Source organism: Bifidobacterium jacchi, from assembly GCF_009078285.1.
GTDB lineage: Bacteria > Actinomycetota > Actinomycetes > Actinomycetales > Bifidobacteriaceae > Bifidobacterium > Bifidobacterium jacchi.
Genome location: NZ_RQSP01000021.1, coordinates 31,361 through 43,439, shown reverse-complemented (window position 1 = coordinate 43,439; position 12,079 = coordinate 31,361). Strand labels below are relative to the sequence as shown.

At 63.3% G+C, this 12,079-nt stretch carries 10 protein-coding genes; 6 read left to right on the top strand and 4 right to left on the bottom strand.

What is annotated here, in order from left to right; genetic code table 11:
- Positions 1-53: 53 nt before the first annotated feature.
- Entirely contained in the window at positions 54-257 is a 204-nt protein-coding gene (locus tag EHS19_RS06790) for a hypothetical protein (protein WP_151917021.1), read from the bottom strand.
- Between EHS19_RS06790 and EHS19_RS06785 the strand changes: the two genes are divergently transcribed.
- From EHS19_RS06785 to EHS19_RS06775, 3 genes are all read left to right on the top strand, one after another.
- On the top strand, positions 244-651 hold the full coding sequence (locus EHS19_RS06785; RefSeq protein WP_151917020.1) for a YraN family protein: 408 nt from the start codon (positions 244-246) through the stop codon (positions 649-651). The genes EHS19_RS06790 and EHS19_RS06785 overlap by 14 nt on opposite strands.
- Entirely contained in the window at positions 651-2,192 is a 1,542-nt protein-coding gene (locus tag EHS19_RS06780) for a YifB family Mg chelatase-like AAA ATPase (protein WP_151917019.1), read from the top strand. Before EHS19_RS06785 ends, EHS19_RS06780 begins: the two co-directional genes overlap by 1 nt.
- A 117-nt stretch (positions 2,193-2,309) precedes the next feature.
- A complete protein-coding gene (locus EHS19_RS06775) occupies positions 2,310-3,746 on the top strand; it encodes a DNA-processing protein DprA (RefSeq protein WP_151917018.1) in 1,437 nt (478 codons plus the stop codon).
- On the opposite strand, the gene EHS19_RS06770 is transcribed toward EHS19_RS06775, so the two are convergent.
- On the bottom strand, positions 3,721-4,080 hold the full coding sequence (locus EHS19_RS06770) for an MGMT family protein (protein WP_151917017.1): 360 nt from the start codon (positions 4,078-4,080) through the stop codon (positions 3,721-3,723). The two genes, EHS19_RS06775 and EHS19_RS06770, sit on opposite strands and share 26 nt — an antisense overlap.
- Positions 4,081-4,346: 266 nt before the next feature.
- Here EHS19_RS06770 and EHS19_RS06765 point away from each other — a divergent pair, with 266 nt between their 5' ends.
- The 3 genes from EHS19_RS06765 (at position 4,347) to EHS19_RS06755 (ending at position 8,197) form a co-directional block, all read left to right on the top strand.
- Positions 4,347-6,332 carry an FAD-binding protein gene (locus tag EHS19_RS06765; RefSeq protein ID WP_151917016.1) on the top strand — a complete coding sequence of 662 codons (1,986 nt, stop codon included), beginning with the start codon at positions 4,347-4,349 and terminating at the stop codon, positions 6,330-6,332.
- A 99-nt stretch (positions 6,333-6,431) separates the two neighbouring features.
- Entirely contained in the window at positions 6,432-7,397 is a 966-nt protein-coding gene (locus tag EHS19_RS06760) for a succinate dehydrogenase/fumarate reductase iron-sulfur subunit (RefSeq protein WP_151917015.1), read from the top strand.
- Positions 7,398-7,525: 128 nt separating this feature from the next.
- Complete coding sequence (locus tag EHS19_RS06755) at positions 7,526-8,197, top strand: O-methyltransferase (RefSeq protein ID WP_151917014.1); 672 nt, start codon at positions 7,526-7,528, stop codon at positions 8,195-8,197.
- A 377-nt stretch (positions 8,198-8,574) separates the two neighbouring features.
- On the opposite strand, the gene tal is transcribed toward EHS19_RS06755, so the two are convergent.
- The gene (tal, locus tag EHS19_RS06750; RefSeq protein WP_151917013.1) at positions 8,575-9,678 is read right to left on the bottom strand and encodes a transaldolase; all 1,104 of its coding nucleotides are present in this window, start codon (positions 9,676-9,678) and stop codon (positions 8,575-8,577) included.
- Between the two features lie 75 nt (positions 9,679-9,753).
- On the bottom strand, positions 9,754-11,862 hold the full coding sequence (tkt, locus tag EHS19_RS06745) for a transketolase (protein WP_151917012.1): 2,109 nt from the start codon (positions 11,860-11,862) through the stop codon (positions 9,754-9,756).
- Positions 11,863-12,079 lie beyond the last annotated feature (217 nt).

Sequence of the window (12,079 nt, the reverse complement as noted above, 5' to 3'; positions counted from 1 at the left end):
CGAACCGGAAGACACAGAAACCCCACAAGCCGACAAGGACTAGGATTTCGCGCTCACCCCAAGTGAGGCACCACTCCGGATTTCGCGCTCATTTTCAAATGAGGCACCTCGCGTGCGAAAACCGGCACGGTTTTTCGCTTGGTTTTCGCGGAAGTTTTCCACAACACGCCGAAGGCCGGGCTCTGCGTCCACAATTGCCCGTGGACGTTGTGCAACGGGCGAATCTGCTGTTGCATAGGGCAGATGAACACCACCATTGCCAGTACATCTCATTGCACGCCGCAGGCGTCTGATACCAGATCCCTTGGGGCGTTCGGCGAACGGGTCGCCGCCGAATGGCTCGAATCACGGGGATGCAGGATACTCGATCGCAATTGGCGCACGCGCTACGGCGAGCTGGATATCGTCGCCGTGGACCCACAGGGCGTGATCGTCTTCGTCGAGGTCAAGACGCGTCGCTCGACGCGCTACGGGCTGCCCCAGGAATCGGTGACCGCGGCGAAACGAACGCATTTGCGTCGAGCCGCGGTGCAATGGCTCATCGATCCCGATCATCGCGTGCCGCATCGTGGCACCCGGTTCGACGTGATCGCCATCACTCTAGACGCCGCCGACTCGGCGTCGATCAACTGCATTGAAGGAGCGTTCTGATGGCCATCGGAGAAGCCATGTCCGTCGGTCTTGTCGGACTGAAGGCATTCATCATACAGATACAGGCGTTTATTTCGCAGGGCCTGCCGTATTTCTCCATCATCGGATTACCTGATGCCTCGCTGAGCGAGGCTCGTGAACGAGTCAAATCCGCGTGTCAGGCCACCGGATTTCGATGGCCCGACACACGCGTCACCGTGAACCTGTCACCGGCGTCCATGCCCAAGCGCGGTTCATCGCATGATCTTGCGATCGCGGCCAGCGTGCTGGGAGCAGCTGGGACGATACCGCATGACGCGCTGTCGCATACCGTGGTGCTGGGAGAGCTGAATCTTGACGGCACCATACTGCCGATCAACGGGCTGCTGCCCATCCTGCTGCATGTCAGAGAGCTGGGAATCCACAACGTGATCGTGCCCAAGGGCAACGAGGAGGAGGCGGCGCTGGTGCCCGGGCTCAAGGTTGCGGCGCTACGCCATGTGGGTGAGCTGATAGAGCTCATGGGCGGCAATGCCCGATACACGCTTTCCGAAGCGTCCTGCGCTGCGATGATGTCGCTGTCGTCCGGTGCGGAGGATGCCATCGCCGTTCCCGGCATCGGGGACATGAACGAGGTCGTCGGTCAGGAGATGACGAAATGGGCCATGCAGGTCGCGGCTGCTGGCGGCCATCATATGCTGATGACCGGTCCGCCCGGATCGGGAAAGACGATGCTCGCATCGCGCATGCCGGGCATCATGTGTCCCCTCATCGAGACGGAGCAGCTGGAGGTCGCATCCATTCGCTCCATCTGCGGCACGCTTCATCGCTACGGCATCACGGATGTTCCACCGTTTGAGGCACCCCACCACACGGCATCCCACGCCTCGCTGGTGGGAGGAGGCTCCGGACTGGCCGGACCTGGAGCCATCACGCGCTCCCATCGAGGGATTCTGTTCATGGATGAGGCACCGGAATTCGCCCCTCGCGTGCTGCAATCGCTCCGCGAGCCGTTGGAATCCGGATACATCGCATTGTCACGAGCCAAAGGCACGGCGTACTATCCGGCGCGCTTCCAGCTGATCATGGCCGCCAACCCATGCCCGTGCGGGTTCGCCTACGGCAACGGGGAGCGATGCACGTGTCGCGAGCGTGACCGAGTACGCTACTTCAATCGTCTGTCGGGTCCCATTCTCGACCGTATCGACATCCAGACCGAAGTGCTGCCGGTGGAACGCCTCCATGCCTCCGACGGGCAGATTTGCGAGGACAGCAGAACCATGCGATCCCGCGTCATCGCGGCTCGCAGTGCAGCACGGGAGCGATTTGGCGAATACGGATGGTCGTGCAATGCGCAGGCTTCGGGGGAGTGGCTGCGCAGAAACACGTCGCTGTCCGCATTGGCGCTGATCAACCGTGCCCTGGAGACCAAGCGCCTCAGTTTGCGAGGGGCGGACCGGGCCATGCGGCTGGCTTGGACTCTGGCCGATCTCGCCGGAGTATGTTCGCCGCGCAGGGAGGAGATGATCCGTGGCATCGCCATGCGCACCAGAATCACCTGAGGAAGTATCTATGATTGCCCGTGCCCGTCAGGAAGCACACCAGATGCAGGCATGCGGCCGATGGCCGTCCATGCCGATGCTCGTTCGAACGAAACAGGACCAGAACAGGAGACCAACATGAACAGCGATGCCGAATCCGGCGGCCGTCGAGTACCCGCGCATGGCACCGCAGTCGCGCATGGGGCCGCGGTCGCGCATGGGGCCGCAGCGCCGGCCATCGATACCGAGACATTGGCACGGGCGACGCTCACGTTTTGCTTGGACAGCGCCGATGCGGTCATGCATGCCCTGCTCAAGGGCGCGCCGAGCGCCACCGAAGCGCTTGCCCTCATCATAGACAGCCGGCCGGGCGTCGCCAAGCAGACCGCGGTGCCCGCAAGGACGGCATTGGAGCGCATGTTCTCCACGGGATTGACTCGCTGGGACAAGCCCAATACCCCGCAGAACAAGGCCGTATTCCGCCGTGCGCTTGAACGATGGCATCATCGCGTCGCGCAGCTTCCGACGTTGGATTTCGCATCGTTGGGCGACTGGTTCACCATGGGAGGAGCGCAATGGATCATCTCGCCGGACAGTCCGTACTGGCCGACGCAGCTGTCCGATCTGGCGACCAGACAGGAATGGGCCGTACCGCTATGCCTGTGGGGACGAGGAGATCCCGGGGCGCTGGTCAGCTGTGAGCGGCCCATTGCGATCGTCGGTTCGCGAGGCGTGGACGACTATGGTCGGGCTGTTGCACATGACATCGCCGAACACGTCGCCTCGCAGGGGCATCTTGTCGTTTCCGGCGGCGCGATGGGAGCGGATGCCGCAGCGCATTGGGGTGCCATCGACGCGATGCGTGGCGTGGAACAGGGCATGGCTGGACGAACCGTGGCGGTGTTCGCGGGAGGTCTCAATCATATCGGTCCACGGTGCAATGATCGCCTGTTCGACGCCATGGTGGCATCGGGAGGCGCATTGATCAGCGAATTATGTCCGGGAACCATACCTGAGGCGAGGCGGTTCCTCATGCGCAACCGCATCATCGCGGCGCTCGCCTCGTCGGTGATCGTCGCGCAGGCGAGACTGCGGTCGGGTGCGCTCAGCACGGCCACCTATGCCGCCGATATCAGCCGGGAGGTCTACGCGGTTCCCGGCGATATCAACAAGGCCGGCAACGCCGGGTGCAATAGTCTCATTCACGACGGCAAGGCCATGATCGTGTGTTCGACGCATGCCGAGGACATGTGCCATGAGCGTCATCCGCCTCGGGTGGTTGTCAATGAGACCGGCGATGCCGCCGAAGGGCGCGATTGCGGCGAGGACGTAGCGGGGAACGGCGGCGATGTCGGTACGGAGCGCGACGCCAGAGCCCGCATGGTCATGGACGCGGTGCGCTTATGCATGCGTCGTCACGAGCCGCCGACGTTTGAACGCATCAGACAGATGATGGCATCGAAGGACGCGGATCGACCTGTATGGGATGTGTTGGAGACGATCGGCGAAATGGAACTAGCCGGAACGATCACCATGACGGGTGGTGTGATCACGCCCGCCATTGACACCGGATGAGATCCACGCGCCACTCGTGGTCATGGTGGCGATGCGCTCCGGATGCGTGATCGTGCGTCAGGGATTGGTGATCGGGGACGTCGATTGGCGGGATGAATCGCACGCCTTCTTGCTCAAGACGGCGACGCTGCTCATCGGGACCGCCGAATGCGAATCCGGGTGCAAGAGAACCGTCGCGGAACACGACGCGATGGCAGGGTATGCGCTCCGGGTCCGGATTGGCATGCAGTGCGAAGCCGACGAAGCGCGCGTTCCTCGGGTTTCCGGCCAGCGCGGCGACCTGACCGTAGGTGGCGACCTTGCCGCGGGGAATGCTGCGCACCACGGCATACACTCGTTGGCTGAACGATGCCGATGATGATGTGGCAGTGGCTGTGGCAGTGGCTGCGGCTGCGGCTGCGGATGATGCAGCCGTTTGCGATGCGGATGCGGATGCGGATGCGGATGACGCTGATGACGCTGATGACGCTGATGACGTTGCGGTTGACGCTGCTGCCGTCGTATGGGGCGATGCCATACTGGCATTATCGCCGCCGTGCACGACGTGTCATATCCGCGCCATGCCCGCCTACGTCCCGGCATCTGTTGACAATCGAGGGTATGAGTCCGAAGCATATCGAAGACATGTACGATGCGGTGATCGTCGGCGCGGGAGCGGCCGGTCTTTCGGCGGCGCTTGGCATACTGCGCTCCGAACCCGTGGCGCGGCTGCGTGCGTCCGGAGTCGAGCCGCGCATTCTGGTGATCTCCAAGCTCCAGCCGCTGCGCTCGCATACCGGTTCCGCGGAAGGGGGCATCGCTGCGAGTCTGGGCAACATGGAGCCCGATGATTGGCAGTGGCACTACTACGACACCATCAAGGGAGGCGACTGGCTCTGCGATCAGGACGCGGTCCGTATCCTCGCGAAGGACGCCCCGCGCACGGTGGTCTCCCTGGAGCATGACGGCGTGGCGTTCTCCCGCACCGACGACGGGCATATCGCGCAGCGACGATTCGGCGGGCATACGAAGCACTTCGGAGGAGAGCCGGTTCGACGTGCCGCCTACGCCGCCGATCGCATCGGGCATCAGATCCTCCACTCGCTGTGGCAGCAGTGCGTCGCGGCGGGTGTGACGTTTGCGGAGGAATGGTACGTAACCGACCTTGTCCTGTCCGAGGATGGTCGGCGCGTGGCGGGCGTCATCGCCTACGACATGCGCACCGGTGCGGTTCATGCCATTGCGAGCCGTGCCGTGATGATGGCCACGGGCGGTGCCGGACGGCTGTTCCACACCACGTCGAATTCGTGGGATCTCACCGGCGACGGCATGGCGCTCGCCCTCGCCGCCGGACTGCAGCTGGAGGACATCGAATTCGTGCAGTTCCATCCGACCGGGCTGGCACACACCGGCATTCTTCTGTCGGAGGCGGCCCGAGCCGAGGGAGGCGTGCTGCGCAACGCACTCGGAGAGGCGTTCATGGAGCACTATGCGCCTGAGCATCGCGATCTCGCCGCGCGAGATGTCGTAAGCCGCTCGATCATGGCGGAGATCGACGCCGGTCGCGGCGTGGCCGACCCCCGCGACCCGCAGGGGCCGAAGGACTGCGTATGGCTCGACATGACCGGCATCGACCCGGAGCACATGGAGTCGGTGCTTCCTCAGGTCGTCGAGACGATCCGCACCTATGCCGGCATCGATCCGGTGACCGACTGGGTGCCGATCAAGCCGACCGCGCATTACACGATGGGCGGGCTTCCTGTGACCATTGATGGCGAGGTGTATCGATGGACGCATGACGGGCAGGCCGACTCCATGGGACGGCAGCTTGTCGAAGGCCTGTTCGCCGCCGGCGAATGCTCATGCGTATCGGTGCATGGGGCGAACCGTCTGGGAGGCAATTCGCTGCTCGACGCCTGTCTGTTCGGCGAACGCGCCGGCATGGCGATCGCCGATCGCATCGAACGCAATCCGGCTGCTGTCGAATCCAACGCGGAGTATGCCGCCGATGCCGCGCAGGCCATGGTTGATTCCGTGGATTCGGCGGAATCACCTGATTCTGCGGCTGGGGATGATCCGTTGTCGGCTGCCCTTCGTCAGGCAAGCGCATCACGCGCCCGCGACCTTGCCAGGCTGCTGCCAGACGGCTCAGCGGACAACGCGGACGCTGCGAACGATGCCGCTGATGCCGCCGATGCCGCCGAATCGGGCGATGGCGACAATCCGTACCGCCTGTTCCTGGATCTTGGAAGGGTCATGGAACAGGCCGTGGCGGTACGATGCGATGCGGCGACCATCACATCGGCGCGTGCGACGCTGCACGACGAGCTGTGCCCACGCGCAAACGCGCTGCGTGCGCACGACGCTGGCACCGTCTTCAATCAGGAGATCACCGCCATCTGGGAGATTCGTCATCTGATCGAGCTCGCCGATGCCATGCTTCGCGCCTGCGATCAACGGCACGAATCGCGCGGATCGCTCTATCGACGGGATTTCCCGAAACGTGATGATGAACGGTTCCTGGCGCACTCCATGACCGACAGCGATGCGATCGCCTGGCAGCCGGTGCATATCGTCGACTATCCGCCGCAGGCCAGAACCTACTGACGGCCGCTGGTTGCACATGACGCCAGTGGCGGCAGTGGCGGTGACGGCCACGCCTTATGGCACAATATGATGTCGATTCGAGTTGAGGAGGCTTGAGGCATGAGCGGCAGTGACGAGACGGCGATCACGGTGACGTTGAGGGTGAACAGATTCACACCGCGTCCGGAGCGCGATCGCGGCGATCGCGGTTCCCGTGCCGGACGCGGCGGCAGTCCCTTCGGCAAGCGAGGCGGTTCGCCGTTCGCCGCATCATCGGCATCGCGCGTGCGCCGTGCTCGCGGCAAGTCATGGACGCAGGACTATGTGCTGACGGTCGCGCCTGATGCCACGGTTCTCGACTGCCTCCTGGCCGTCAAACGCACGATGGACCCAACGCTTGCATTCCGCTACTCCTGCGGGCATGGCATGTGCGGCTCCGATGCCGTCGCCATCAACGGCACGCCTACGCTGCTGTGCACGGCGAGTGTGAAGGAGTGGGCGAAAGCAGACCGAACGACGTTGACTGATGACGACGGATTCCGTCGTACCGATGCCGGGCTTGTAGATGGTGAGGATCGTCGCGATGACGACGATCGGCTGGATGACGGCGATCTGGGCGTCATCGAACTGTCGCCGCTCCCGGGATTCCCCGTACAGCGTGATCTCATCATCGACATCGATCCGATGCTTGACCAGATTCGTCGGCTGGAACCGTATCTGCAGGCTGATGGCGCGCTTGCCAGGACGAGCGAAGGCAAGATCGATGTGTTCGAATATCTGCAGAATCCCGAGCAGCTGGCGAAATATGAGATGCTGTCGAACTGCATCGCATGCGGGGTATGCGAAGGCAGCTGTCCGGTGTTCGCGGGCGGAGACGCGTTCATAGGGCCCGCCGCCTTGATCGCCGCATCCCGATTCGTCAATGACTCCCGTGACGCGGCCACCGACCGACGGTTGGAGATGATCGATACCGCCGACGGCGTGGCGGCGTGCCAGTCGGTGCGCGCCTGTTCCAGGCAGTGCCCTCGCGGCATAGACGTGGGTGAGGAGATGTGGCAGATCGTCGCCAAGGTCAAGGAACGATGACGCCACGGGCAGTGCCGGGTGCCGTTTCGTTGCCATGCTCGGCGGCTGCCTTGTTTTTCCAAGCCACGGATGCCGGTCGCGACCGGCGGATGGGCCAATGTGATCGTTGTCGGCTACAGTAGGTGTTCATGAACAAGACGTCATACACGAATCTCGCCAAGGGATGGGAATTCGCTGAGGACCACGCGTTTTCGAGGCAGCCCAAAGGACTCGTCGATGCGCGAACGCGTGCCGAGGAGAGCGGACTTCCGCAGGGTTCCAGCGCGCAGGCGGCGCTGCTGGCGTTGCTGGTGCGCATGACACGTTCCTCGTCGGTCATCATGGTTGGCACTGGGTCGATCGTTGAGACGTTGGAGCTTATTCGAGGGCTTGACAATGGCGGTCAGCTGACTGCGGTCGATTCGTCGGCTCAGGGCATCGTGCTCATTCGGTCGCTGTTCACCGATCTGGCGGATCGCACGCAGACGCGGCTTCGTGCGGTGAACGCACAGGCAGGGGTGTTTTTGCCTCGTCTTAACGGCGATGACTACGATTTGATCGTAGTGGCCGGCGATGCGGCCAATTATGCCGCCACGTTCGCGCAGGCGCCGCGTCTGCTCAGGTCGCATGGCCTGATCGTATTCACTGACGTGTTCGCTCTGGCTGGAGAGCATGAGAACGGTGGTTTGCTCAATCCGGCGGATCGAGGCGAGAAAGCCGTCATGATGCGTGGATTCATCGATGATGTGGAATCCGATGAGGCATTCGATACGGCGATGACGCCGACCGGTACGGGTCTGCTGATCGCCATGAAGCGTTGACCATGAAGCAATGGCCGTGACGTGTCGAGCGGACATTGGCGATTCACGATTCGGTGGCCGAGGGCATTCTGCCGAGGGCATTTTGCCGAGGGCATTCTGATCGGGTAGTGCGAATGATTCGTCCGATCGCCTTGTCGCCAGCTGTAAGCCATAAGCCATAAGCGGTAATCCATATCATGCAGTGCATATGCGTGTGGGCCTCCCGGTCGTGATGATCGGGAGGCCCACACGCATAGATGGCACCATTGTCAACGTGAGGAGGTGCCGCACACGTGCACGCGGTGCACATGATATAGGAATTGGGGCACCAACCGATCAGCGTCGGTTGACACCCCAATTCAGGCTATCGCCAAGTCAGACGATCAGACGATCCGCAATCAGGCGTTCACGCGGTCGATGCCGGACTGCACGTCGGCCAGCACGGAATCCCAGGACTTGATGAAGGCGGCGACGCCGTCGGCCTCCAGCTTGTCGGTGACGTCCTTGAGGTTGATGCCCAGCTCAGCCAGCTTGTTGATGATGGCGTGGGACTCCTCGTAGGTGCCCTCGATGGACGGAGCGCCATTGCCGTGGTCGGCCAGAGCGTTCAGAGTCTTCTCCGGCATGGTGTTGACGATGTGCTTGGCAACCAGCTCGTCAACGTACTTGCAGTCGGAGTAGGCCGGGTTCTTGGTGCCGGTGGAAGCCCACAGCGGACGCTGGACCTTGGCGCCCTTGGCAGCCAGGTCGGCCCAACGCGGATCCTCGGCGAACTTCTTCTCGAACAGCTCGTAAGCGAGGCGAGCATTGGCGACGGCGGCCTTGCCCTCCAGAGCCTTGGCCTCGTCGGAGCCGTTGGCTTCCAGCAGCTTGTCAACCGCGGTGTCCACGCGGGAGACGAAGAAGGAGGCGACGGAGCCGATGTGCTTGAGGTCGTGGCCGTTGGCGGCAGCCTGGGCGATGCCCTCGATGTAGGCGTCGATGACCTGCTCGTAGCGCTCGAGCGAGAAGATCAGGGTGACGTTCACGGAGATGCCCTTGGCCAGAGTGGCGGTGATGGCCGGCAGGCCTTCGAGGGTCGCCGGGATCTTGATCATGGCGTTCGGACGGTTGACCTTCTCCCACAGCTCGACGGCCTGCTTCTCGGTGGCTTCGGTCTCGTGGGCCAGACGCGGGTCGACCTCGATGGAGACACGGCCGTCGACGAAGTCGGTGGCCTCGGCGATCTCGCGGAAGATGTCGGTGGCGTTGCGCACATCGGTGGTGGTCAGCTCGCGCACGGCGGTCTCGACGTCAACCTTGCCGAGCTCCTTGAGCTGAGCGTCGTACGGGCCGACCTGGCTCAGAGCCTTCTGGAAGATCGACGGGTTGGTGGTCACACCGACGACGTTCTTGTTGGCGATGAGGTCCTGCAGGGAGCCGGACTCGATGCGGGAGCGGGACAGATCGTCCAGCCAGATGGAAACGCCGTTGTCGGACGTACGCTGAGTTGCTTCAGTCATAGTTGTGTTTCTCCTTGTTTGAGGCTCCCCTCAGATCGAGGGGAGCCAACAGTTTATTGAATTATCTGGTGATGATCACTTGGCGGCGGCGACTTCGGCCAGCGACGCCTCGGCGGCCTCGACCACATGCTCGGCGGTGATGCCGAGGTCGATCATGTTCTGCGCACCGTTGCCCTGCAGACCGAACTGCTCGATGGAGACGGGCTTGCCGTAGGAGCCGAGGTACTTGTACCACGGCATCGCCACACCGGCCTCGACGGAGACGCGGGCCTTGACGGCGGCCGGAAGCACGGCCTCCTTGTACTCGGCATCCTGCTCCTCGAACCATTCCATCGAAGGAACGGAGACCACGCGGGCCTTGATGTTCTTCTCGGCCAGGGTCTTGGCGGCGGCGACGGCCCACTGGACCTCGGAACCGGAGGCCATGAGGATGACATCCGGAGTGCCCTCGGTGTCGACGAGCACGTAGGCGCCCTTGCGCACGCCTTCCTTGGCCTTGGCGGCGGTCTCGGCGAGAGTCGGCACGCCCTGACGGGTCAGCACCATGGCGCCCGGCAGCGTGTTCTTCTTCTCGAAGAAGTAGCGGTAGGCCTCGGCGGTCTCGAAGGCGTCCGCCGGGCGGATGACCTCGAGCTGCGGGATGGCGCGGAAGGAGGCGAGATGCTCGACCGGCTGGTGGGTCGGGCCGTCCTCGCCGACGGCGACGGAGTCATGCGTCCACACGTACAGGTTCGGGATCTCCATGAGCGCGGCCAGACGGACGGCGGAGCGCTCGTAATCGGAGAACATGAAGAACGTGCCGCCGAACGGACGGGTGTGGGAGCCCAGCAGGATGCCGTTGGTGATGCAGCCCATGGTGAACTCGCGCACGCCGAAGTGCAGCTGGCGACCGAACTCGTTGCAGTTCGGCCACTGCTTGGTGGCGCACTCGGCCGGAGCGAAGGTGGCGGCACCCTTGAGATCGGTCTTGTTGGAGCCGCCGAGGTCGGCGGAGCCACCCCACAGCTCGGGCATGACGGCGGCGATAGCGTTGAGAACGGAGCCGGAGGCGCCACGGGTGGCGACGCCCTTGCCGACCTCGAAGGTGGCCTCAAGGTCGTCGATGGCCTTGTCGAAGTCCTCGGGCAGCTTGCCGGCCTTGATGCGGTCGTACAGGGCGGCCTTGTCCGGGTTGGCCTTGCGCCAGGCATCGAACTTCTCGTCCCATGCCTTGTGGGCCTCGAGGCCGCGCTCGGCGACCTTGCGGGCGTGGGCGAGGGCCTCCTCGTCGATGTGGAAGGACTCCTCCGGATCGTAGCCGAGGAGCTTCTTGAGGCCGGCGACGGCCTCGGCGCCCAGCTTGGAGCCGTGCGAGGACGGATCGTTGGTCTTGCCCGGGGTCGGCCATGCGATCAGGGAGTGGACCTTGATGAGCTTCGGCTGGTCCGGAGCGGCGGCCTCGGCCTTGGCGATCACGTCGGCCAGGCCTTCGATGTCCTCCTTGTAGGAGCCGTCGGGCTGGATGAAGCTGAACTCGTCGGTGTACCAGCCGTAGGCCTGGAAGCGCTTGAGCACGTCCTCGGCCAGCACCAGGTTGGTGTCGCCCTCGATCTGGATGCGGTTGGCGTCGAAGATCACGGTCAGGTTGCCGAGCTTCTGGTTGGCGGCCAGCGAGGCGGCCTCGCCGGAGATGCCCTCTTCGATGTCGCCTTCGCCGCAGATGGCCCAGATCTTGTGGTAGAACGGGGACTCTTCCTTCGGGGTGTTCGGATCGAGCAGACCGCGCTGGAAACGCTCGCCGTAGGCGAAGCCGATGGCGGAGGCGAAGCCCTGGCCCAGCGGGCCGGTGGTCATTTCGATGCCCGGGGTCAGGCCGTACTCGGGGTGGCCCGGCGTACGGGTGTCGGCGCCGCCGCGGAAGTGCTTGAGATCATCGAGAGTCACGCCGTAGCCGGAGAAGTACAGCTGGACGTACTGGGTGAGGGAGGCGTGGCCGCCGGAAAGGATGAAGCGATCGCGGCCTTCCCAGTTGGGATCGTTCGGATCGTGCTTGATGAAATGCTGGTACAGCGTGTAGGCGACAGGCGCCAGGGAGATGGGGGAGCCAGGGTGTCCGGAGCCCGCCTTCTCAACCGCGTCGGCCGAAAGGACCTTGGCCATCTTGATGGCGCGCTCGTCCAGTTCGGTCTCCTTGAATTCGGTCATGTGTGCTTTCCTTCCAATACTTCGGACACCGCGCCCACGGCTTGTGTCGTGCCGCATATGTCCTCACATTGCTCTTACATACTAGCTTTCGTCGGTGACGAATGTTTGCTTTTTTGGCGTGTTTTGGTAGATTTTGTTATGTTAACGTTCACGTTTTGTGACTGTATGTTCACTGTTGTTCCATTGTTTACTTTTTCGTCGGTCCCGATATCGTTGC